The following is a 22,750-nucleotide window of genomic DNA, read 5'->3' on the forward strand; positions in this document are numbered from 1 at the left end:
CGGTGCCGTCGCAGTGCGGGCCCGCCCGCCAGGGACAGGCACGGAAGGGATGAGGGGGCACGCTGCATGAAGCGCGGCACATCACGGGACATCCGCACCGCGAACCGCTACGAGGTGCTGCGTCAGATCATCGCCGCCTCGCCCACCTCCCGGCAGGAGCTCGCGGCCGCCACCGGTCTCTCGCTCGCCACCGTCGCCACCCTCGTCGGTGAGCTGCTCGACCTCCGCATGATCACCGAGGTCGGGTTCGAGGACTCGGCGGGTGGCCGCCCGCGGGGTCTCGTGGCCGTCAACGCGTCGGGGGGCGCGTTGATCGGCGTGGACATCGCGGAGACCTACGTCCATGTCGAGCTCTTCGACCTCGCGCTGAACGTGCTGGCCCGCGCCGAGGAGAACATGCGGCCCGGCGAGAGCCGTCCCGAGCAGGTGGTCGGCCATGTCGCCGCGGCCGCCGGTTCGGTGGTCGCGCAGGCCGGGGTCGAGGCCGCCCGGGTGCTCGGCGTCGGGGTGAGCGTGCCGGGGCAGGTGGACCGGGCCACCGGCATTTCCGAGTACGCGCCCAACTGGGACTGGCACGACGTGCCGTTGCTCGACCTGCTCTCCGAACACATCGCCTATCCCCTGTACTTGGACAACCCGCTGCGCGCGGGCGCGGTCGCCGAGCTGTGGTTCGGGGCGGCGCGTGGGCACGGGGACGCCGTGGTGGTCAACCTGGGCACGGGAGTCGGGGCGGGTCTCGTCCTCGGTGGCGGGCTGCACCGGGGCGTCAGCAACAGCGCCGGCGAGTGGGGGCACACCACGCTCGTGCTCGACGGGCGGCTGTGCCGCTGCGGCAACCACGGCTGTGTGGAGACGTACGTCGGCGCGCCCGGCATCATGCAGAACCTGCGTGAACTCAGCCCGCGGAGCCCGCTGTTGCATCCCGACGACCAGACCGCCACCATCGACGCCCTGGCCGCCGGGGTCGCCGCCCACGACCCGGTCGCCGTCAAGGTCGTCCGCGACACCGCCCGCTACCTCGGCGCGGGCATCGCCAACCTGGTCAATGTGCTCAACCCCGAGGTGGTCGTCCTGAGCAGCTGGGTCGCCGCCCGGCTCGGCGAGCCCCTCCTCGACGAAGTGCGGGAGGCAGTCGCCCGGCACGCGCTGAAACGGCCGCTGGCCGCCAGCCGGATCGTCCTCTCCCCCATCCCCACCGACCCGGCCTGTCTGGGCGCGGCGACGTTCGCGCTCGAAGGGGCGTTGCAGTCGGTGGGTCAGAGAAACGCCAAGCGCACCGTTTTCGCCGGTTCGAGGAGCCGTACCGCACCACCCGCATGAACCATGCGGAACCGCACCACCTTCACGACGACGGAGGGGATGCAGTGTTACGCGCACCGACAACGGCGTACGCCCTCTGTCCGAGGAAACTTCGAGAAACCCGGCGATTGCGGCGATCGGCCTGCCGTGACGGAGCGCTTGCCGGAAAGCGTTCTCGCAACCCGCTGCCCGCCGACGTGGCCCGCGGCATCGACATCCCGCGCGGACAGCAGCGGGCGGCAGCCCTGCCGTACGACGCGAAAAAGGCGCCCGGGGACGCCACCGCACGGACACCGGCCGGCAGTCGGTGGCCGAAGCGACTCTCACTCCCGCCGGTGACGGCCTCCCGCACCGGCCGCCGAACCCCGGCGGACAGCACGCCGGCCGGGCGAACGGCGAGTGCCCCGGCGTCGGCGACCGGACGGTCGTCGACGGCTCGAACGTGATCCCGCACGGCTGCGGCCCTGTTCGCCTCCCTCGGCGCCAACCCCGCGAGGCCGGCAAGGCCTTGACCAGGCGGCAGTCGCCGGGGGCGTCCCGCTGACCGAGGGCCGCCGGCCCTGACACCGGCGGCCCTCAACCTCTGTGCCACGCGCCCGCGTTACCCCTGCGGCAGCCAGGCCACACCCGGTCACACCCCTTTGCCGCGGCCCCTCTCGTTCGCCATTCCGAACCGAACACAACGCTTCGAACAGACTTCGTCCAACCCCTTGCCGAAGGCTTAGCCGAAGGTTAACGTCCCGCTCCGCGACAGGAATTGAGCCACCTGCGCCGAGCCACAGAGCCGTAGCCGCACTTCGAGACAAGGACGTCGCCATGTCGGCAATGAGCAACAGCAACTGGTCCCGCAGGTCCCTCTTCCGAGCCGCCGCGGGCATGGCCGCCGCCGGTACGCTCGCCGCCTGCGGCGGCAACAACGGCCGCGGTGGCGGATCCGGTTCGGGCGTCGGCCTCACGCAGTACTTCCACGCGTACGGCGAGCAGGGCACCGAGCAGGCCATCAGGAAGTACGCGAAGGCCTACGACAAGGCCGACGTGACCACGCAGTGGATCACCAGTGCCGACTTCGAGAGCAAGCTCTTCGCGACCCTGCTCACCAAGAACGCGCCCGACCTCTTCGAGTTCCACCCGCAGATCCAGCTGGTCAAGAGCGGTCAGGTGGCGGACCTGACCGACATCGTCACGCCGGTCAAGGACGACTTCAACCCGGCCGACATCAAGTCGCACACGGTGGACGGCAAGATCTACGGCGTCCGCATGATCGACGACCCGCAGTTCTTCTTCTACCGCAAGTCGATGCTGGAGAAGGCCAAGGTCGAGGTGCCGACCACGCTCGACGAGCTGGCGGAGGCCGCCGCCAAGCTCACCACCGGCAAGGTCAAGGGCCTGTACATGGGCAACGACCTGCACAACGTCATCGACACGATGATCTGGTCGGCCGGCGCCGACCACCTCACCGAGAAGAACGAGATCGCCTACCACACCCCCGGCGTCATCGAGGGCCTGAAGAAGATGCGCAAGCTCTTCACCAGCGGCGACCTTCTCCTCGGCGCTCCGACCGAGTCCTGGGACCCCTCCTCGCTCAACCAGGGCCTGTGTGCCATCCAGTTCTGCGGCATGTGGGCGATGCCGGGGATCCAGGCGGCGCTCGGCGACGACTGGGGGGTCTTCCCGTTCCCGAAGACCGTCGACTCGGGCAAGCAGTCCGTCTACAACGGCGGCTGGTCGATGTTCGTCAACGCCAAGGGCGAGAACGTCGAAGCGGCCAAGGAGTACGTCAAGTGGCTGTGGATCGACCAGAAGAAGTACCAGGAGGAGTGGGCCACCAACTTCGGCTTCCACATTCCGCCGCGCACCTCGCTCGCGCAGACCGCCACCAAGCTCAAGTCGGGCAACGCCGCCGAAGGCGTCCGGCTCTTCAACGAGTTCGGGCACTTCGACAACATCGGCTGGACGCAGGCCATGCGCACCTCGCTCGAGGACGTCTTCGCCAACAGCGTCCGTAAGGACATGGACCCGGAGGCCGCGCTCGACAAGGCCGACACGGCCGTCGACCGCGAACTCAAGAAGCTGTTCGGATAGGCCGCGGGACGGAACACGACATGTCGACGACCGAGACGCGCGACCTCGCGCGCCCCGCCGCGGCGAAGGCCTCACCGGCCAAGCCGCGGCGGGCTCTGCGGGGCAGCCCCACCTTCAACTTCTGGCTCTTCACGGGGCCGTTCCTGATCGGCCTGGCGATCTTCGTCTACGCGCCGATCCTCTGGAGCCTGTGGCTCAGCTTCTTCGAGGCCCGCTTCACCGTCACGCCCGACAAGTTCGTCGGCTTCGAGAACTACACGTACATGCTGACGAACGACGACTTCGTCGGCTCGCTCGGCACCTTCACCGTCTTCGCCGCGTTCATCGTGCCCACCACGTGGGCACTGTCGCTGGGCCTGGCCCTGCTCGTGAACCGGCTGCGCTTCATGCGGGCGTTCTTCCGTTCGGTCTTCTTCCTGCCGACCGCGTGCAGCTACGTGGCCGCGTCGCTGATCTGGAAGATGTCCATCTTCAGCGGCGTCCGCTTCGGCATGATGAACACGGTCCTCGGCTGGTTCGGGATCGAGAACATCGCCTGGCTGGCCGACCCCAGCCCGCCCTGGTACTGGTTCGTCATCGTCACCGCACGGCTGTGGCTCCAGTCCGGCTTCTACATGATCCTGTTCCTGGCCGCGCTCCAGAACATCCCGGGCGAGCTGTACGAGGCCGCCGCCATCGACGGCGCCAAACCGGGCTGGCAGACCTTCCGGTACATCACCCTGCCCCAGCTGCGCGCCACGTCCACCGCGGTGATCCTGCTGCTGCTCATCGCCGCGTACCAGGCCTTCGACGAGTTCTACAACCTGCTGTCGAAGACCACATGGGGTCGTCCGCCCCTCGTCGAGCTGTACTACAAGGCCCTGGGCGAGAGCCAGGACTACGGTTCCGGCAGCGCGGGCGCGGTCATCCTGACCGTGCTGATCTGCGCCGTGACCCTGCTCCAGGGCAAGTTCCTCGGCTTCGGCAGGGGGGAGGAGTCCAAGTGACCACCACGACACCCCAAGTACGGGAGTCCGCGCCGTCGCCGGACAAGCCCCGCCGCGGCGGTCGCGGCGGTGTGATGAGCTCCACCGGCCTCTACATCGCCACCGGGATCGCCGGCTTCTTCTTCCTGATCCCGTTCTACCTGCTGATCCGCAACGCCCTCTCCACCGACGCCGACATCACCGGAGAGAACTGGAAGTTCTTCCCCACGGACATCCAGTGGGGCAACATCAGCGAACTGTTCACCGACGAGACGGTGCCGTTCGGCCAGTCCCTGTGGAACTCCGCGGTCGTGGCCACCCTGCACACCGTCGGTGTCCTGCTGGTGTGCTCCCTCGCGGGCTACGGTCTCGCCCGCATCCCCTACCGGCACGCCAACAAGGTCTTCTACGCCGTCCTGGGGACCCTGATGGTCCCGACGGCGGTCACCTTCGTCCCCAGCTTCGTCCTGGTGTCCTCGCTCGGCTGGGTGGACACCTACCGGGGTCTCATCATTCCGGGTCTGTTCAGCGGTTTCACCTGTTTCCTGTTCCGGCAGTACTTCCTGGGGTTCCCCAAGGAGCTGGAGGAGGCGGCGCGGGTGGACGGACTGGGCTACTGGGGTGCGTACTGGCGCATCGTGGTGCCCAACTCGCTGAACTTCTTCGCGGCGATGGCGACCATCACCTTCATCAACGGGTGGAACTCCTTCCTGTGGCCGCTGGTCATCGGCCAGGACCCGAGTTCGTGGACCGTCCAGGTCGCGCTCTCCAACTACATGACCAACCAGACCGTCGTCTTCCATCTGATCTTCATGGCCACCGCCTTTTCCATCCTGCCCCTGGTGTTCGTGTTCCTCTTCCTCCAGCGCTGGCTGGTCCAGGGGATCGCGCAGACCGGCATCAAGGGCTGACCCAGGAGACCGATGTCCTTCCGCGCCACGGCCGTCGACGGCCGTGGCCGCCCGGAGACGGGCCTGCGCACCGTGTACCACCGGACGTCGGACGGGACACGGCTGAGGCTGACCGTCTCCGTCGCGCCCGACGGCAACGGGACGGTTCCGCTGCCCAGGATCGGCATCCGTTTCGGGCTGGCGTCCTCCGCGGGACACGCGCAGTGGTTCGGCGGCGGCCCCGGCGAGGCCTACCCGGACACCGGCGCCGCGGCCATGCTCGGCCGGTGGGACGCGAGCATCGAGGAGCTGCAGACCCCGTACCTGCGCCCGCAGGAGAACGGCGCCCGGACCGACCTCCGCTGGGCGACGGAGCAACTGGACGGGGCGCGGCACCTGACCCGATCTCACCCCCGGCGACTCGGTCCGGGTCCACCTCGACCATGGCCGGCACGGCATCGGCTCCCGGTCCTGCGGCCCGGGCCCGCTCCCGCGGTACTTCCTGAACACCGGACCCGTCGAGTTCTCCTTCGTGTTCTCACAGATCGATTAATCAATTGACCATTTGATCGACATTCCGACACGGTGATGACGTCTCCCGCGGCCGGCCGGCTCCCCCGGCCGGCCGCGCTGCACTGGAGGTTGAACAAGTGATCGGCAGCATCGAAGTACGCGATCTCTCCCGCACCTTCCACACCACCGTCCGCCGACCCGGCCTCGCCGGCGGACTGCGCTCCCTCGTCGACCCGGAGCGGGTCGCCAAGCACGCCGTCTGCGACATCAGTTTCGACGTGGCCGCGGGCGAACTCCTCGCCCTGCTCGGCCCGAACGGCGCCGGCAAGTCCACCACCATCAAGATGCTCACCGGCATCCTCACCCCGACCTCCGGCGAGGCACGCGTCGCCGGTGTGGTGCCGTACCGGGAACGGGAACGCAACGCCCGCAACATCGGTGCCGTGTTCGGGCAGCGCACACAGCTGTGGTGGGACCTGCCGGTGCGCGAGTCGTTCGCCATCCTGCGGGACATCTACGAGGTACCGAAAGGCGAACACACCACCCGTCTGCGGGAGTTCGACACCCTGCTCGACCTGTCCTCCTTCTGGGACACCCGCGTGCGCCACCTCTCCCTCGGCCAGCGCGTGCGCTGCGATCTCGCGGCGGCGCTGCTGCACGACCCACCCGTCGTCTTCCTCGACGAGCCGACGATCGGGATGGACGTGGTGGTGAAGGAACAGGTCCGCGAGTTTCTGCGCCATCAGGTCGAACAGCGCGGCCGGACAGTGCTGTTGACCACGCACGACATGACGGAGGTCGAGCGGCTCGCCGAACGCGTGGTGCTGATCAACCACGGACGGCTGGTCCTGGACGGCACCCTCGACGAGATCCGTCGCGACTTCGGCTCGACCTGGCAGGTGCGGGCCACCCTCGCCGACCCGCATGCCGAGGTCGTGGCCCTGCCGGGAATCGCGGTGTTGCGACACGACGGCCCCCGCGTGGTGTTCGGACCGGACGGACCCGGCGCGCCGACGGTGCACCAGGCACTGAAGTCGGTCATCGAACGGTACGAGGTCACCGACATCGCCCTCGACGAGGCCGAGTTGGAGGACGTCATGCGGGCCGCGTACGTGCAGGCCGGGGACGCGTGATGACGGCCCTGAACGCCTGGCGCACGGCCCGGGTCACCCCGCTCGGCGAGTTGCACACCCCGCCCCGGATGACCGCCGCCCTGCTGCGACTGGCCGTCCAGGTGGTGCTGGTGGCGTCGCTGTGGCACGGGCTGTACGCCCACACGGGCACCACCGCGGGAATGACCCGCGACCAGGCGGTCACCTACGCCGTGCTGGCCGTACTGGCCTCCCGGCTGAGGGAGTTGGACCAGTACGCGGCTCGGGACACCGTGATCCAGCACATGCACTTCGGCACCATCGTCTACTGGTACCTGCGCCCGCTGTCGCCCCAGCGCTACTACGCCCTGCGGGCACTGGGCGAGCAACTGTACGGTCTGGCCTGGGCGTTGACGGGTTACGTCGTCTGCCTCGGCGCCGGGGTGGTGGAGCCGCCCGGGTCGGCCGCCGTGGCAGCGGTGTTCGCACTGAGCCTCCTGCTCGGCCAGTGGATCCTGTACTACGTCATGCTGGCCATCGACCAGCTGTGTTTCTTCACCCTGCGCAACAACGCGGCGATGCTCATCCTGATCTTCGCGCAGAACCTGCTGTCCGGGGTGTACGCGCCACTGTGGTTCTTCCCCGACTGGTTCGTCACGCTGAGCGGTTTCCTGCCGTTCCAGGCCACGCTGAGCGTTCCGCTGTCGCTCTACGTCGGTCGCATCCCGCTGTCGGACGCCGTCCCCGCGCTCCTGGTGCAGGCCGCCTGGGTGGCGGTGCTGGCCCTGTTCACCCGGCTGGTGTGGCGACTCGCCGCCCGGCAGGTCATCTCCCAAGGAGGCTGATGCCCTTGAAAGCCGTACGCCTGGCATGGCGCATCACACGTCTCAACTTCCGCGCCCAGCTGGAATACCGCTCCGAGTTCCTGATGATGGTCGCGATCGGCGCCGTCTGGCAGGTCTCCGTCATCGTGTTCGCGACCGTGCTGCTGACCCGCTTCAGCGGGATGGGCGGCTGGGACAGCTCGGACGTCCTGCTCATCCCGGCGACCCGGATGCTCGCCCACGGCCTGTTCGTCCTCATCCTGGGCCGCATGCACGGAATCGGTTACTACATCCAGGAGGGCCAGATCGACGTCTGCCTGGTGCGGCCCCTGCCGGTGCATCTCCAGGTCCAGCTGCGCGTGTTTCCCACCAACGCCATCGGTGATCTGACGGTCGCCGTGGGGCTGATGGTGGCGGCACTCGGCCGCAGTCACCTCGACTGGACGGCGGGCCGGATCTCCTACCTGGTGGCGGCCGTGCTCGGCGGCATGCTCCTGGAGGCCGCCCTGTTCACGGCGGTCGCCTCCGCCGCCCTGCGTTTCCCGACCGCCGATTACTGGGGCCGCTGGCTGGAGGAACTCCTCGGCACGTTCGGCAGCTACCCGCTCAACGTGCTGCCCCGGGCGGTGGGCGGCCTCCTGACGTACGGCCTGCCCCTCGCGTTCGTCGCGTACTTCCCGGCCGCCGTGCTCACCGGCCACGGCCACAGCACCGGAGTCCCCTACTGGCTGGCGGCGGCCTCCCCCCTGCTGGGCGTGCTGGCGTACCTCGGCTCGCGGCTGATGTGGCGATGGAGTCTGGGGCACTACACGGGGGTGAACGGGTGACCGGGTGAACGGGTGAACGGACAGCGCCGGGTGGGGGCCGGGCCCCACCCGGTGGGGGCAGGGCACCTCCCGGCGGAGCCGGGGAGTGGCGCGTCGGGGACCCGGAGGTGGAGATCCGCGTCCTGAGGAGCAACGCCCGCGGTATCCAAATTCCGTCGAGGCGGTGCCTGATACACGATGGCCTCATGTACGACTCCTTCGGCACACCCCGCCCCCGCACGGTCGAGCCCGGCGAGTACCGCGTCTGGGACGAGGCGCTGGCCCTCGTCAACCACGACCTGATCGCCCTTCTGCCGGAGCGCGGGCCCCTGCGTCTGGTGGCGCTGCCCGCCTGGCCGGAGGAACCGGCCGACGACGAGCATGCGGCCGAGCATGTGTACGTCGCCCTGCCCGACGGCCGCTGGCACGGCAACGACCTGCCTTCCGACGCGGGTGCCGGGCCCGGATCCGCACTCGCGGCTGTCGCCGAGGCCGCACAGGACACGGTGCTGGAGTGCCTGTGGCAGGTGTGGCCCGTCTGCGCCGAACACCGGCTCGGGATGCACCCGGGTCAGGAGGACGGGCAGGCGGTGTGGAAGTGCGCGGGCGGAAAAGACGAGCGGGAGCCGGGGCACGTCCAGGCGCCGGTCGGGAAGCTGGAGGAGTCGTACCGGTCGCGGAGGGAGCGTCACAAGCAACGCAAAGAGAACAAGCAGAGCAAGCGGAACCAGCGGGGGTAAGCGTTTTCTCCTCCGCACTCACTGTTTCCTCAACAGCCCTTGTGCGTCACTCCGGACGGCCTCAATCTGAGCTTTGTTCAGCTCCTTCGCCGCTCATCCCCCACCGGAGAGACCCCCACATGAGACGACTCATCGGCACTCTGGCGGCCGGCGTCCTGGCCCTGACCGGCCTCACCGCGACCGCCGCAGCCCCCGCCCAGGCGGCCACCGCCGCCACGTCCGGCACCTTCAACGTCCTGACGTACAACGTCGCGGGCCTGCCCGAGGGCCTCAGCTCCGGCCACCCGGCAACCAACACCCCTTTGATCTCACCGCGGTTGGCCGCGTACGACATCGTCAACGTCCAGGAGGACTTCAACTACCACGCGGCGCTCTACGCGGGTGACAACCACCCGTACCGCACCGCGACCAGTGGCGGCGCGGCGATAGGCGACGGACTCAACACGCTCTCCGACTACGCCTTCGAAGACTTCGAGCGAGTGCGCTGGAACAACTGCACGGGGACCAACTGCCTTACCCCCAAGGGTTTCACGCTGGCGCGGGTCCGGTTGGCCGGTGGCGTCTTCGTGGACCTCTACAACGTGCATACCAACGCGGACGACTCGGACGACGCGCTGGCCGCCCGCCGCGCCAACATCGAGCAGCTGTCGGACTTCATCCAGGCGAACTCGTCCGGCAACGCGGTGCTCGTGATGGGCGACACCAACACGCGCTACACCCGCGCCGGCGACAACATCCGCACCCTCGCCGACGAGAACGGCCTGACGGACGCGTGGGTACAGCGGGTGAAGGGCGGCACGCGGCCCACCCAGGGCGCGGACGCTCTGCTCTGCCCGACGACCGCGCCGACCAACGACTGCGAGGTCGTGGACAAGGTCTTCTACCGAGGCAGCAAGCTCCTGAGCCTGAACGCAACCCGTTACAACAACGAGTGGGCGTCGTTCCTGGACTCCGCCGGCGACAACCTGTCGGACCACTTCCCGCACACGGTCGACTTCTCCTACACCCTCAACTCGACGTTGCGGGCAAGTGACTTCCTCGGCGGTCCGCACGGTACCGCGTTCAACGACGCTGACGACCTGCCGGCCACCCCGGCCCCGCGCACGCTGACCCTGCGGGGTGGAGCCCGCCTCGACGCGGTGGCACTGACCCACGACGGCGGTGCGACCCTCACCCACGGCGGCACGGGCGGCACGGCGACCTCGCTGACGCTGGCGACGGGCGAGCACCTCACCTCGGTGAAGCTGACGCAGGGCCAGAAGGACGGCCGTACCAGGATCTTCTCGGCGGCCTTCACCACCGACAAGAGCCGCGCACTGTCCTCCGGCACGGCGACCACCGACGCCACCACCTTCACTGCCCCGTCCGGCTGGCAGATCGTCGGGTTCACGGGCCGCGGAGGCGACGAGGTGGACAAGCTGGGCGTGCTGTACGCGCCGATCGGCTGATCCGCGCGCCCCGTCCGCGTCTGCGCCTGTGTCCACCTCTGTGTCTGCGTCCGCTTCCGCCAGTATGTCCGCCGGGGCCCTGCGCCAGAACGTGCGGCCAGGCCCCGGCGGGCTAGGCAGGCCCTCGCGGGGATGCCTTCGGGGAACCGGTTTCCGGGGCCGGGGCGTGTGAGGCTGAGGAGCTCGGCGCGGCGGCTACGAGGTCGTCGACGCTGCCGGACATGATCGTCCGCACATGCTCGGTGATGTGCTCGGCGGGCCAGTCCCACCAGGCGACCGCCAGCAACCGGGCGACGTCCGCTTCGCTGTAGCGGGTGCGGATGAGACGGGCCGGGTTGCCGCCGACGATCCCGTAGTCGGGCACGTCGGCAGGGACCACGGACCCGGCGCCGATGATCGCGCCGTGTCCGATCCGGACGCCCGGCATCACCGTCGTGCCGTAACCGAACCACACGTCGTTGCCGACCACGGTGTCCCCTCGGTTCGGCAGACCGGTGAGCAGGTCGAAGTGTTCGGCCCAGGAACCGCCCATGGTCGGGAAGGGGAAGGTGGAGGGGCCGTCCATACGGTGATTGGCGCCGTTCATGAGGAACCGCACTCCAGTTCCCAGCGCGCAGAACCTGCCGATGACCAGCTTCTCCGGACCGTAGTGGTAGAGCACGTTGCGCGTCTCGAACGCGGTGGCGTCGTCGGGATCGTCGTAGTACGTGTACTCCCCGACTTCGATCAGCGGGGACTTCACGAGCGCCCTGAGCAGCACGACGCGCGGTTGCTCGGGCATGGGGTGCAGGACGGTGGGGTCGGCGGGCACAGGCATGCGATGCGTCCTCGTGGGGGGGCGGGGTCCGACGCCTCGGGACTGGCGCCGAGTCTGGGTTCTGGGGACTTCTGGGGACTGGGCTCTGGGAACTGGGGTTGGGTTCTGGAGCCGGGCGCCGGGGCCCGCGTTCCGGGCGCTGGGGCCCCTGTGCCGATCATGTTCCCAGCGCTTGCCGTTCGGTGCCCGTCATTTCTTGGGTGGGCAGAGCAGGTGCTGAACGGGACCGGCGGCACCCCTCCGCGGTTACAGGCCCTGGCTCTGGCCCCGGCCCAGTCCCCTTGCCCCCCGGACCCGGCAACATGACCTGGGTCCGAGCAGGAAGCGGTTACGGAGCGGTTCCAGGACCCTGCGCCTGGCCCCGGGGTGGAGTCTCCACCCGCCGTCCCCAGTCCCACCTGCGAAACCCTTAGGATCCTGCCTGATACCTCCAGGCCCGAGCGCACGCAAGGCGGTCCCCATGCCACGAGTCGGCCTCACCACCGACCGCCTCGTCGAAGCCGCCGCGGAGCTGGCCGACGAGGTCGGTTTCGACAACGTCAGCATTTCGGCGCTGGCCCGACGGTTCGGAGTCAAGGACGCGAGCTTGTACTCGCACGTCAGAAACCTCCGGGAACTACGGACCAGGCTCGCGCTGCTGGTCGGCGGCGAGATGATCGACCGGATCGCCGTGGCCGTCGTGGGGCTCGCGGGCAAGGAGGCGCTGGTCGCCTTCGCGGGGGCGTATCGGGAGTACGCCCTCCGACACCCGGGCCGGTACGCCGCCACCCAGATCCGGATCGACCAGGAACTCGACCGGGAACTGGCCGCCGAGTCCCCCGCTCCGCGGCGGACCGTCGAGATCACCTACGGGATGCTCCGCGCCTACGGCCTCGAAGAACCCGACCTCACCGACGCCGTCCGCCTGCTGCGCAGCACCTTTCACGGGTACTGCACGCTGGAGGCCGCCGGCGGCTTCGGCGCGCCCCGGGACGTGCAGCGGTCGTGGGACAAGGCGATCGACGCCCTGCACATGGCCCTGATCCACTGGCCGCGAGAGCCCGACACCGGCCACGCCGGTAGCTGACGGCCTCAGACATGGCGTACTGAGTCAGCGCCCATTTTCTGTATGTCCTCGTACGCGGGAGTACTGCCGCCCGGCCTGTGCCCCTCACGGATCTCGTCGAGTGCGTCGAGCGCCGCACCCATCGCTCGCCGGTACAGGAACGAGCCGAGGCTGATACGGCTCACCCCCAGATCGCCGAGTTGAGGGACCGTGGGGCCGGTCGGCGAGTAGAGGATGTTGAGGGGGAGGTCCAGTCGCGCGACGAGCGCGGCGATCTCGCGCCCATCGGTCAGCCCCGGGACGAAGACACCGTCCGCGCCCGCCTGTTGATAGGCGTCGAGACGGGACATCGTTTCGACGCCGCCGCGTTCGCCCCGTTCGCCGAGCCAGTACGTGTCCGTACGGGCGTTGACGAAGAGGCCGGGCGCGGCCGCCTTGACCGCGGCGATCTTCGCCGCATGCCGGTCGACCGAGCCCAGGGCATCCTCCAGGTTGATACCGACCGCTCCTACCGCAACCAGCTGACGGGCGAACTCGCCGACCTCGTCGGGATCTTCGCTGAAACCGCTTTCCGCGTCGACCGAGAGGAGAAGCGGTTGCGAACCCAGAAGCAGCGCGAGCCGTAGGGTCTCATCGCGAGTAGCCGCAGCTCCGTCCGGCAGCCCCACCGCCGCCGCCACCGCGAGACTCGTCGTGCCGATCGCCTGGAAACCCTTTCGCGCCATGGCCACCGCGGTGGCATGGTCCCAGGCGTTGGGCAGGAGCAGGGGGGCATCGGCGTGGTGAAGGTCGGCGAAGGGGTTCGAGGAGGCCCTGAGTGCGCGCATGCAGTCCACGCTAGGGGCGCTTCCTTTCGGCCGCCGCCGAACTGTTTCCGTTGATCTGCTTCCGTCGGGCTGTTTCCTGCGCACCATCTCACGGAACTGTTACCGGCGGGTTTTCCTCCTCGCCGGCCCCCTACTGGACAGCTGCTGCGGCATCAGGCAACGCTCACCCAAGCTCGGACAGCTTGGGTGGTCGAAAGCCCCGACCCCTCATGTATTCCGTTCGGGAAAGACGCTGGATCATGGGCCGCATCCACCTTACGGTGACGCCATGAGCAATCACTCGGAAGCGCCCGTCACGCCTGTCGAGGCCTATGAACCCCCTTACTACGTAGCTGTCTTCACCACGGTGCGCACCCAGGAGCAAAGCGGTTACAGCGAGACCAACGCACGCATGGAAGATCTGGTGAAGGACGTCCCCGGCTTTCTGGGGATGGACCACGCGGAGACTCCTGGCGGGCTGTCCATCACCGTCGGGTACTTCCGCGACGCCGACGCCCTCACGGAGTGGCGGTGCAACGCCGAACACCGTGCGGCGCAAAAGCGCGGGCAAGTCGATTGGTACCAGCGCTACACACTGCATGTGGCGAAAGTGGAGCGAAGCCACGGATTCATCCGTGCGGAGGCCTCGCAGGGCCCGACAGCAGGCTGACCGCAGCCACCTCAGCGACCGTCCCGCCAGCCTGTCCCGGGGAGCAGGGCGAGTATGCGTCCCCGAGTTCGATGACAACGAGAGCGAGCGCCTGGCGCGGTGCTCTTGATCAACCCGTGTCGAAGTCTCACGCCCACCAGCCGACACCAGGGCAAGGATTCTCTGACGCGCTACCGGCTACCGGCCGTCCGTGTTCGTGTTCCTGTGGCCGCGCCGCCTCAGCCTGCGGCCCGTTCTCCCGCGCTGCGCTCCACGCAGAACTCGTTCCCCTCCGGGTCCGCGAGGACCGCCCATCCCGTGCCGTCGGGCCGACGGTGGTCGTCGACCAGTGTGGCTCCGAGCGCGAGCAGACGCTCGACCTCCTCCTCGCGGGTGCGGTCCTGCGGCTGGAGGTCGAAATGAATGCGGTTCTTCCGGCTCTTGGCCTCCGGGACGGTGACGAAGAGCATGCCCGCGCCCTCGATCAACGCCTCCTCGTCGCCCGGCTTGTCGTCCTCGTGGAGAGGCTGGCCGAACACCTCGGACCAGAAGCTGCCCAGGGCGTAGGCATCAGAACTGTCGATCGTCACGTGACGGAGTGCAGAAGTCATACGCGGATTCTTCTGTACTCCGATCCCGCAGGGCAACGGAGATTCCCCGCCCCGGTACGCACTCACTGAGGGGCGCTGACCGAGCCACGTCCACCAAGCCGGCTCCCTTCCGTTCTCACCCTGGCCACATCCGCCACGTTCGCCCCACCGGCTCCGTCCCCCACCCGGCACGGCAACCTTTTCCTGCCCGGCGGCGACCACCGGCCATGACATCTGCACGACGCACGACGCACCACCGCCGTATGCGCGCGGCCCGCAAGCCCGCGATCGGTGCCCTCGCGGCTGCCGGGGTGCTCGCCGGCGCGTGGTGGGGCACCGCCGGGGCCGCGACGACCTCCCCGAACCTCTCCCCCACCACCACCGCCGTCACGCTCGCCGCGAAGTTCCCCTACCTGTCGGCCGGTTACAACAACACCCGGGAGTGGACGCGTACGACGACCGCGGTGGCGCCGAACGGCACGCTCCGCGTCGCCTGGCCGGCGGCGGACGGCGTCCACGTCACCCCGCTCACCGCCGCCGGGAAGCGCTCGAGCGCCGACACGGTCGTCAAGGGCGCCAAGGAGGTCGGCGGCCTGGTCGCGCACAATGACGGTTTCGCACTGCTCACTCGGGTCGCCGACACGAACAAGTGGAAGGAGACGGCGGCCGCCATCGTCCGCTACACGGGTGGCAAGCGGACCTTCCTCACGAAACTCACCGGAACCGCTTCCCACGACACCGCACCGCTGCTCGACGGGCAACTGTCCTGGAACGGCGCGAAGTACGGCGCCTACTTCGTCGTGCACGGAGCCGGCGGCTTCGCCGACGGGCACTACGGGGACAAGATGGCGTACCTGAGCGCCAAGGGGGCGAAGCTCACCGGGGGCTGGAGCTGGGGATGCAGCCACAACGAGGGCGTCGCCCTGCACGCCGAGACCTCCGGCGCCTTCACCTCCCTGTGCTTCGACGACTGGCGCTCGGGGCTCTTCGTGTCGACCGGCATCGGGGCTCCGGACACCGCCCCCGTGGTGCAGCGCGAGCAGTGCTGGGCCGGATACTGCGGCGGCACCTTCCCCGGCCGGACCGGCGACCTCGTGAAGTCGTCCACCGGCCGTTACGTAACCGCCTTCGCGTCCCGCGGCGCCATCTCGGCCAAGAAGAACCCGGACGACGCCAGCGGCCGCGGCTGGACCGTGAAACCGAGGACGAGCACCCATCAGGTCGCGCTGGCGTTCATGAAGAACCGCAGCTCCGGTCCGGGCAAGGCCGTCTACCTCACCAGCGCCGTCGGCACGGAGAACGTCAACGTCCATGTCGCTCCCTACGGCAAGGACCGCCTCCTCGTCTCCTGGGAATCCCTGAAGGGCGCCACGTGCGCCAGCGGTACCTGCACCGGCACCTTCACGGGCACCCACCTGCGTCTCGTCGACTGGAACGGCACGTTCCAGAGCCCGGACAAGGTGGTGAGCGCCCGCATCGCCGGCGACCTCGCGGTCCTCAAGGACGGGACGCTGACCTGGGCATACGCCCCCGTGGCACCGTCCTACGCAAAGCCGCTCACCGGGGCTTCACCGACCACGACGACGCTGCGGATTGCGCGTCTGAAGCCGTGAAGCGGAAATGGCGTTCCGAACCCGTCGGCCGGTGGACGCTCAGGTCGTACGCGCCGTGAACGGAGCCGGCATCCACCCTTCGCACCTTCACCGACACCACTTCCCGGAGGGGCAGGGGGTCAGGGTCGGCCGTGAGGCGGGCCAGCGCGACGAAGAGAGTCGCAGGGTCTTCGCCCACCACACCCGACAGGGGGGACGTGCCCGCCAGCCCGTGCACGGGCGCCAGCTCGGCCCGCTCGTCCCCGCCTTCCCCCGGTGCCCAACCCGTGATGTGCACCTCCGTTCCCGGCTCCGCGCCGGCCACCAGGTGGGCCCGCACCTCCACCGCTCCCTCGGCCACCACCAGGCTGGTGACTTCGGCCCCGGAGCTCAGCACATACCGGGAGGCCGCCCAGCCCTCTCCCACTCCGAGCGGGACGATGCCCTCGCGACGCGGGTCGCCGCCGACCAGCACGACGTTGTCCGGTGGCGCGTCCAGCGGCCGTGTGACCGTGGAGTAGGCGAACCTCGTGTAGTGCGGGTCGTAGCGGACGTCCTCGCTGCCGTGGTTGTGCAGGCGGACCAGTCCGTCCGAACTTGTCGACTGCAGCAGCCAGTTGGGAGCGGCAACGGGGGTAACCGCGTTCTCCCGTTCCGCCGGCCCCGACTCCTCCGTCGCCGTCCACACCTCGTGTTCCGGTGGCAGCAACAACCCGAGGAATCCCTTGCTCGCCCAGTAGGGGGAGGCCGGTCCCGAATAGCCCTGGAGGACCGACTCGTCGGGGCCGTGCCAGCCGAGGGTCAGCAGACCGTGTTCGTCGACCGCACCGCGTTCCAGGAAGTACTTCAGCGCGCCCGAGGCGAGGCGCCGGGTCTCGCCGGAGGGGAGCGGGGTGTGGCCGGTCAGGGTGCCCAGCCACAGGGGGGCGGTGGTGGCGAAGCGGTAGGTGAGAGAACGGCCCTGGTGCAGGGGGGCACCGTCACCACCGAACAGGCGTGCGTAGTCGCCGAGATGGGTCCTGAGCCGCCCGCCGTACAAGGCGAGCAGCTCGGAATCGCCGGCCAGCCAGGCGTGCAGGACCGGGTAGAGGTGCATCGCCCAGCCGTTGTAGTAGTCGAAGGCACGGCCGGCGCCGTCGCTGTACCAGCCGTCGGCGACGTACCACTGCTCGATGCGCTCCAACCCGCGGTCGATCGCCTTGCGGGAGGCCTCCGGCTCATGGCCGACGGACTCCAGGAAACCGCCTACCGTCACCGGGAACAACTCCCAGTTGCAGGGCCAGGCCTCGGCGGTCAGCGCGTCTCCGAGCCAGGCCGCGGCGCGCTGCCGGACACCGTCGTCGAGGCGGTCCCAGAGCAGCGGACGGGTCAGTCGCAGCGCGAGGGCGATCGACGCGGCCTCGACGAGGGGCTGACCGCGGTCCTCGATGCGGGGCCAGACACCGCTGACACCGGCCGCGAGACCGGTTGCGTAACGCTCCAGCGCCGTCTCGTCACGACGGAAGGCCGCCAGCAGCAACGTGCGGGCGTACCCTTCCAGGCCGTCGGAGAGGTGGCCCGACCAGCTCTCGCGGCCGCCGGGAAAGTGGTAGAGAGCGCGATCCTCGGTGGCGTACGGCTCCACCGCGGCGAGCAGCGCGTCGGCGGCAGCCTCCCAGTGTGCGCGGGTGTAGCCGGTGCGGGGACTGCGGGCGAGGTCGGGCGGGGGCAGATGCATCTGCTGTTTCTTTCCTTCACGGCCGGTGCGGAGCCTGGTGATGCCAGGACCTGGGGGCGTCCCGGTTCCGGTCGGGGCGCCCCCAGGCGTTCATCCCACCCGCACGGTGCCCCTCGGCACCAGATGCTGGGTGACGAGTTCGTCGCGGACCAGGCCCGCGTAAACCGTTGCACCGTGCACGGAGGTGTGCGTGTTGTCGCGTTTCTCGTTGTAGAGATAGAGCGCCTTGGAGCCCTCTACACCGAGGGACTCCACCAGCGCCTTGGTCTTGGCGGTGAGATCGATCAGCGGAACCTCCTGGGTGGCGGCGACCGAGCGGATCACCGCCGGGTGGTCGACGCCAAGTCCGTTGACGAGCAGGGCGGTTCCGTTGTTCAGCGTGCCGTCGGCATTGAACCACCGGCGCACGATGGGGGTCACCAGGACCGGCCGACCGCCCTTCTCCCTCACTCCCGCCACCAGTGTCTCGAGGTTCGCCCGGTAGGTCGCCTCGTCGGTCGTCTTGTCGTTGTGGGCGAGTTGGACCAGGACGAGGTCGCCGGGGCGGATCAGCGGCTGGACCGTGGCCCAAAGCAGTGGGTTCCCCAGATAAGTGACCGTACTCTCTCCGGAATCGGCGTAGTTGGCGACCGAGACTCCCTTGCGCAGATACTGCGGCAACTGCTGGCCCCACCCGGTGTACGGGTCCCCCGGTTGATCGCAGACGGTGGAGTCACCGACGAGGAAGACCTGCCGTGCGTGCCGGGCCCGGGTGACCCTGATGTCGGCCAGGGCCGGCGCCGAGCCGGCTACCGCCAAGTCCAGACCAGCGGTTCCGGCCGCACCCGTCGGTTCACCCTCAGGGGTTCGGACGTCCACCGTGAAGCTGCGGACCACCCGTTCGCCGGCGGGAGCGGCGGTCTCGGGGAGCAGGGCGCGCCGGGTCTCTCCGCTGATGCCGGTACTCGACTCGACGTCGCTTCCGAGGACTACCTCGATGTCGTAGGTGCCGGGCGGGACGTCGAAGTGGCAGGCGGCAGCGGTGCAGTTGTCGATGCCGAGGGGGGCGTGACCGCCGTGCGCCTGAGCGGCGGGTACCGCGGTCAGACCGGCGCCCAGGGTCAGCGCCGCCAGCACGGCAATGTTGAAACGTCTCACTTACGGCTCCTCCGTCACGGCAACAGGGGCTGGCGGCTGGACCGTACCGCCTCTGGCAAGCGCTTTCTAGACCTGGGGACGATTTCACGAGATTGCCAACCTCCAGCGAGTGAAAGCCCTTTCGCGAAATCGATTCAACTGTCACTCTCTCAGGCACCCGCACCCCCACACCTCCCGAAGGAGGCACCCCCATGTCCGGATCCGAGAACCCCCGGTCGATCCGACGCCGCACCTTCGTCCTCGGCACCGCGGCCACAGCAGGCTCGGCCGCCCTGGCCGGGCCGCTCGCCGCACCGGCCGCCGCAGCAGCCTTCGGCTACACCGACGACGGCTCGAACTACGTCGTCGACACCGGCGCCAACCTGGTCTTCAAGGTCAGCAAATCCACCGGCGACCTGACCTCACTGGCCTACCGGGGAACCGAGTACCAGGGCTACGGCGGCATGAACTCGCACATCGAGTCGGGCCTCGGAAGTTCCACCGTGACGATCACGCAGTCCGGCTCGACGATCCTGATCTCCGTCACGCACGGCACGCTGAAGCACTACTACGCGGCCCGAAGCGGCGAGAACAACGTCTACCTGTGGACCAACAAAGCCGACACTTCCGTTTCGGCAACCCGTTACATCGTGCGCGTCAAGGCGGGCCTGTTCCTCAACGACGAGCCCGACTCCTACACGTACACGACCAGTACCATCGAGGCCTCCGACGTCTTCGCGAAGTCCGACGGCCAGACCCGCTCCAAGCACTACTCCAAGCTGCGCGTCATCGACTACAACTACATCGGCTGGACGACCGGCAGCGTCGGCCTCTGGATCGTGCGCAGCAACCACGAGAAGGCCTCGGGCGGCCCGTTCTACCGCTCCCTCCTGCGCCACCAGAGCGCGGACGGCGGCGGCCTGTACGAGATCCTGTACTACGGCCAGAACCAGACCGAGGAGCAGCGCTTCGGCCTCCAGGGCCCCTACGTCATCGCCCTCACCGACGGCGGCGCACCCTCTGCGTCACTGTTTCCGGGCACCCTGGCCACCTCGTGGGCGGATTCGCTCGGCATCTCCGGCTACGTGGCGGCGAGCGGCCGGGGCCGGGTCGCGGGAGTCGGCATCACGGGACGCAACACGGCGTACCCGTACACGGTCGGGCTGGCCAACTCGGCTGCACAGTACTGGGGTTCGGCACGGTCGTCCGACGGCTTCTTCTCGATCCCCGGGGTGCTCCCGGGGACGTACACACTGACCGTCCACAAGAGCGAACTGGCTGTATACAGTACGCAGGTGACCGTATCCGCGGGTGGGACGACCACCCTCAATTCGATCGCGATCCCTTCGTCGAACGACCCGGGCAACGCGAGCGCGATCTGGCGGATCAACGACTGGACCGGCACACCGAGCGGCTTCAAGAACGCCGACCTGATGACGTACGCGCACCCGTCGGACGTCCGGGCCGCCGCCTGGACCGGCAACGTGGTGGTCGGCAGCGGCAGCGAGACCTCGGCGTTCCCCTGCTACCTCTGGAAGGACGTCAACAGCGGTCTGCTCGTGTACTTCAAGCTCACCGCGGCCCAGGCCGCCGCCGCGCACACCCTGCGCATCGGCGTGACGACGGCCTACGCCAACGGCCGGCCGCAGGTCGTCGTGAACGACACCTGGACCTCGGCCATCCCCTCCCCACCCACCCAGCCGAGCACCCGGTCCCTGACCAACGGGTCCTACCGGGGCAACAACTACACGTTCACCTACAGCGTTCCGGCGAGCGCATGGCTCACGGACACCAGCCAGTACAACGTGCTGAAGATCAACGTGGTGAGCGGTTCGGGGACGACCTCCTACCTCAGCGCGGGCACGTCGATCGACGCGATCGACCTTCTCGCCTGACGTAGATCAGGTTCCGCGCGTCCACTGCTGGTTGGTTCCTCCGTTGCACGCGTAGGTGATGAGGGCGGCGGAGTTGGCGGTGGACGCGCCGTTCACGTCCAGGCACTCGCCGCTCGCACGGGACTTGACGTTGACGTAAGCACCGGAAGTCGTCAGCGACCACTGCTGACCGGTGGCCGCCGTGTCGCAGTTCTCCTGGCTGACCGAGTTCGCGTTCTCCTGCACGCACAGAGAACTGTTTCTGACGACCAACTGGTAGTAACCGCTTCCGACGGACTTGAACCAGTACTTCTGGTTACTACCGCCGTTGCAGTCGTACTGCTTGATCTGGGCACCCGCCCAGAGGGACTGACTCGTGACATCCGCGCACTTGCCGCTGTGCCGGGCGATGAGCGTGTTGTACGTGGCACTCGTTCCGGTAACCGTTCCAGCCGCCGTGTCGACGGTGACCTCGGGTGACCAGGACATCGACAGCGAGGTGGTCGTGGGGAAGGTCAGCGGCAACCAGACGTAACGGGAGTCGTTGACGGTCCCGCCGAAGGCGTTGCCCCAGCGGTCACCCAGGTAGAGGTACGAGGTCCCCGAAGTTCCCTGGACGGGCAGCACGTACGCGGTCTGCGAGCCGTACGCCGTCGAGTCGCCGACGTTCGTCATGGCCGACCAGGGACCGGCGAGCGAGGTCGCCGTGGCGTACTGCTGCTGGTTGGGGCTCCAGCCGGTCGCGCCGGAGGTGAGCATGAAGTAGACGCCACCCCGCTTGAACAGCGCCGGCGCCTCGCGGTGGCCACCGTGCCAGGGGTCGGCGACCAGGCTTGCGATGCCGGTGTAGTCCGCGGTGAGCCGGTAGATCTGGAGGTCGTAGTTCTCGCGTGCGGCCGAGATCATGTACCCGGCGCCGTCGCTGTCCACGAAAACAGTGATGTCACGGGACATGTGCTGGTCGAGCGGACGGAAACTGCCCTGCCAGGTGTAGTTTCCGTCGACGGTGTCCGACACGGCGACAGCCGCTCGGGCCTCGCTGTAGTCGGTTCCGTTCTCCTTGTGCATCCACATCACGAACTTGCCGGTGGATGCGTTGTACATGACCTTCGGGCGTTCGATGTTGGCACTGGCCAGCTCGGAGGCGCTCGACTGGGTCAGGACGTGGTTGCGGAACTCCCAGTTCTTCAGGTCCGTGGAGCGGTAGGCGTCCACGTACCGGAAGGTGTTGTCGGCGTTGCGGTTCTCGCCGAACCAGTAGTAGTAGGAGCCGACTTTGAGAACCCCGCCGCCATGGGCGTGTACGGGACTGCCGGAACTGTCGGTGAACTGAGTGCCGTTGACGATCGTCACGGACGCCGCCTGGGCGGGTCCCGCGGTCGCGAGGGCGCCCATCAGCACGAGACAGAGGGCGAGCAGGGTCGTGTAAGCACGTCTCATCTCACGCACTCTCCTTCACGGTGTCGGCGAGGACGCCGAAGTCGGGGGTGCCGTCCGGCTGCGGGCCGAATGCCTGGATCCGGATGTGTCGGCTGGGGTCGTTCAGCGGAGCGCCTTCAAGGCGAAGTACGGCATGAGCAAACGGACTTGACGAGTAGTCAGGTCCACGGATCAGCCATGGAGGGGAAAGGGATCGCCGCGCTCCGGTCCTCGCGAGAGGAGTCGGGATGCGCCTGGGGGGCGGCGCGCCGGGAGACGAGCGAATCGGGGTGCACGCGGCTACCTCTCGAGAGAGGACGTTCGGAACTCCGAACGACATGTGGAATGACGAACGCCGAAAAGGTAAGGGTGCGTTACGGGCAGGTCAACGGGTCGGACGGGACTTGATGGAAAGCCCTTTCCGGAAGTTTCCGGCGGGAAGGTGGTTTTCTGGGTGGGACGAGCCC

Annotated in this window: 19 protein-coding genes and 2 pseudogenes; 14 read left to right on the top strand and 7 right to left on the bottom strand. The window is 68.6% G+C overall.

Annotated elements, in window-relative coordinates; all coding sequences use genetic code 11:
- The first annotated feature begins 66 nt into the window (after positions 1 to 66).
- From ACFVYS_RS11060 to ACFVYS_RS11105, 10 genes and pseudogenes are all read left to right on the top strand, one after another.
- Positions 67 to 1,320, top strand: coding sequence for an ROK family transcriptional regulator (locus tag ACFVYS_RS11060; RefSeq protein ID WP_389500908.1), 1,254 nt, complete (start codon positions 67 to 69; stop codon positions 1,318 to 1,320).
- Between the two features lie 795 nt (positions 1,321 to 2,115).
- Positions 2,116 to 3,381, top strand: a complete 1,266-nt coding sequence (locus ACFVYS_RS11065) for an ABC transporter substrate-binding protein (protein WP_389500910.1) — start codon at positions 2,116 to 2,118, stop codon at positions 3,379 to 3,381.
- 20 nt (positions 3,382 to 3,401) lie between these two features.
- Entirely contained in the window at positions 3,402 to 4,367 is a 966-nt protein-coding gene (locus ACFVYS_RS11070) for a carbohydrate ABC transporter permease (RefSeq protein ID WP_389500912.1), read from the top strand.
- Positions 4,364 to 5,257 carry a carbohydrate ABC transporter permease gene (locus ACFVYS_RS11075; protein ID WP_389500914.1) on the top strand — a complete coding sequence of 298 codons (894 nt, stop codon included), beginning with the start codon at positions 4,364 to 4,366 and terminating at the stop codon, positions 5,255 to 5,257. Before ACFVYS_RS11070 ends, ACFVYS_RS11075 begins: the two co-directional genes overlap by 4 nt.
- Before the next feature lie 54 nt (positions 5,258 to 5,311).
- A pseudogene (locus ACFVYS_RS11080) lies at positions 5,312 to 5,789 on the top strand (beta-galactosidase small subunit); the annotation flags it as partial.
- 97 nt (positions 5,790 to 5,886) lie between these two features.
- Positions 5,887 to 6,882, top strand: a complete 996-nt coding sequence (locus tag ACFVYS_RS11085; protein WP_389500916.1) for an ATP-binding cassette domain-containing protein — start codon at positions 5,887 to 5,889, stop codon at positions 6,880 to 6,882.
- The gene (locus ACFVYS_RS11090) at positions 6,882 to 7,685 is read left to right on the top strand and encodes an ABC transporter permease (protein ID WP_389500918.1); all 804 of its coding nucleotides are present in this window, start codon (positions 6,882 to 6,884) and stop codon (positions 7,683 to 7,685) included. Before ACFVYS_RS11085 ends, ACFVYS_RS11090 begins: the two co-directional genes overlap by 1 nt.
- Positions 7,685 to 8,491, top strand: a complete 807-nt coding sequence (locus ACFVYS_RS11095; RefSeq protein WP_389500920.1) for an ABC transporter permease — start codon at positions 7,685 to 7,687, stop codon at positions 8,489 to 8,491. Before ACFVYS_RS11090 ends, ACFVYS_RS11095 begins: the two co-directional genes overlap by 1 nt.
- A 185-nt stretch (positions 8,492 to 8,676) precedes the next feature.
- Positions 8,677 to 9,210, top strand: a complete 534-nt coding sequence (locus ACFVYS_RS11100; RefSeq protein WP_389500922.1) for a hypothetical protein — start codon at positions 8,677 to 8,679, stop codon at positions 9,208 to 9,210.
- A gap of 119 nt (positions 9,211 to 9,329) precedes the next feature.
- Positions 9,330 to 10,658 (top strand): jacalin-like lectin, encoded by a 1,329-nt coding sequence (locus ACFVYS_RS11105; RefSeq protein ID WP_389500924.1) that lies wholly within the window; start codon positions 9,330 to 9,332, stop codon positions 10,656 to 10,658.
- A gap of 112 nt (positions 10,659 to 10,770) precedes the next feature.
- Here ACFVYS_RS11105 and ACFVYS_RS11110 read toward each other — a convergent pair whose 3' ends face one another.
- Positions 10,771 to 11,475 (bottom strand): CatB-related O-acetyltransferase, encoded by a 705-nt coding sequence (locus ACFVYS_RS11110; protein WP_389500926.1) that lies wholly within the window; start codon positions 11,473 to 11,475, stop codon positions 10,771 to 10,773.
- 460 nt (positions 11,476 to 11,935) lie between these two features.
- Between ACFVYS_RS11110 and ACFVYS_RS11115 the strand changes: the two genes are divergently transcribed.
- Positions 11,936 to 12,541: a TetR/AcrR family transcriptional regulator gene (locus tag ACFVYS_RS11115; RefSeq protein WP_389500928.1), complete on the top strand. Its 606-nt coding sequence runs from the start codon at positions 11,936 to 11,938 to the stop codon at positions 12,539 to 12,541.
- A 5-nt stretch (positions 12,542 to 12,546) separates the two neighbouring features.
- Here ACFVYS_RS11115 and ACFVYS_RS11120 read toward each other — a convergent pair whose 3' ends face one another.
- The gene (locus tag ACFVYS_RS11120; protein ID WP_389500930.1) at positions 12,547 to 13,347 is read right to left on the bottom strand and encodes an isocitrate lyase/phosphoenolpyruvate mutase family protein; all 801 of its coding nucleotides are present in this window, start codon (positions 13,345 to 13,347) and stop codon (positions 12,547 to 12,549) included.
- 268 nt (positions 13,348 to 13,615) lie between these two features.
- Between ACFVYS_RS11120 and ACFVYS_RS11125 the strand changes: the two genes are divergently transcribed.
- The gene (locus ACFVYS_RS11125; protein WP_389500932.1) at positions 13,616 to 13,996 is read left to right on the top strand and encodes an antibiotic biosynthesis monooxygenase family protein; all 381 of its coding nucleotides are present in this window, start codon (positions 13,616 to 13,618) and stop codon (positions 13,994 to 13,996) included.
- 218 nt (positions 13,997 to 14,214) lie between these two features.
- Here the strand turns inward: ACFVYS_RS11125 and ACFVYS_RS11130 are convergent, their stop codons facing one another.
- Positions 14,215 to 14,586 carry a VOC family protein gene (locus tag ACFVYS_RS11130; protein WP_389500934.1) on the bottom strand — a complete coding sequence of 124 codons (372 nt, stop codon included), beginning with the start codon at positions 14,584 to 14,586 and terminating at the stop codon, positions 14,215 to 14,217.
- Between the two features lie 206 nt (positions 14,587 to 14,792).
- On the opposite strand from ACFVYS_RS11130, the gene ACFVYS_RS11135 reads away from it, so the two are divergent.
- Positions 14,793 to 16,178: a hypothetical protein gene (locus tag ACFVYS_RS11135; RefSeq protein WP_389500936.1), complete on the top strand. Its 1,386-nt coding sequence runs from the start codon at positions 14,793 to 14,795 to the stop codon at positions 16,176 to 16,178.
- On the opposite strand, the gene ACFVYS_RS11140 is transcribed toward ACFVYS_RS11135, so the two are convergent.
- Both ACFVYS_RS11140 and ACFVYS_RS11145 read right to left on the bottom strand, forming a co-directional pair.
- Positions 16,123 to 17,874 carry a DUF2264 domain-containing protein gene (locus ACFVYS_RS11140; protein ID WP_389500938.1) on the bottom strand — a complete coding sequence of 584 codons (1,752 nt, stop codon included), beginning with the start codon at positions 17,872 to 17,874 and terminating at the stop codon, positions 16,123 to 16,125. The two genes, ACFVYS_RS11135 and ACFVYS_RS11140, sit on opposite strands and share 56 nt — an antisense overlap.
- Before the next feature lie 90 nt (positions 17,875 to 17,964).
- Positions 17,965 to 19,011, bottom strand: coding sequence for a rhamnogalacturonan acetylesterase (locus tag ACFVYS_RS11145; protein WP_389500940.1), 1,047 nt, complete (start codon positions 19,009 to 19,011; stop codon positions 17,965 to 17,967).
- Positions 19,012 to 19,202: 191 nt separating this feature from the next.
- Between ACFVYS_RS11145 and ACFVYS_RS11150 the strand changes: the two genes are divergently transcribed.
- Positions 19,203 to 20,885, top strand: coding sequence for a rhamnogalacturonan lyase B N-terminal domain-containing protein (locus ACFVYS_RS11150; RefSeq protein WP_389500942.1), 1,683 nt, complete (start codon positions 19,203 to 19,205; stop codon positions 20,883 to 20,885).
- A gap of 6 nt (positions 20,886 to 20,891) precedes the next feature.
- Here the strand turns inward: ACFVYS_RS11150 and ACFVYS_RS11155 are convergent, their stop codons facing one another.
- Both ACFVYS_RS11155 and ACFVYS_RS11160 read right to left on the bottom strand, forming a co-directional pair.
- Complete coding sequence (locus ACFVYS_RS11155; protein WP_389500944.1) at positions 20,892 to 22,304, bottom strand: RICIN domain-containing protein; 1,413 nt, start codon at positions 22,302 to 22,304, stop codon at positions 20,892 to 20,894.
- A gap of 1 nt (position 22,305) precedes the next feature.
- A pseudogene (locus tag ACFVYS_RS11160) lies at positions 22,306 to 22,419 on the bottom strand (alpha-N-arabinofuranosidase); the annotation flags it as partial.
- Between the last annotated feature and the right edge of the window lie 331 nt (positions 22,420 to 22,750).

This window comes from Streptomyces sp. NPDC058295 (assembly GCF_042880655.1).
In the GTDB taxonomy this organism is placed as follows: Bacteria; Actinomycetota; Actinomycetes; order Streptomycetales; family Streptomycetaceae; genus Streptomyces; species Streptomyces coriariae.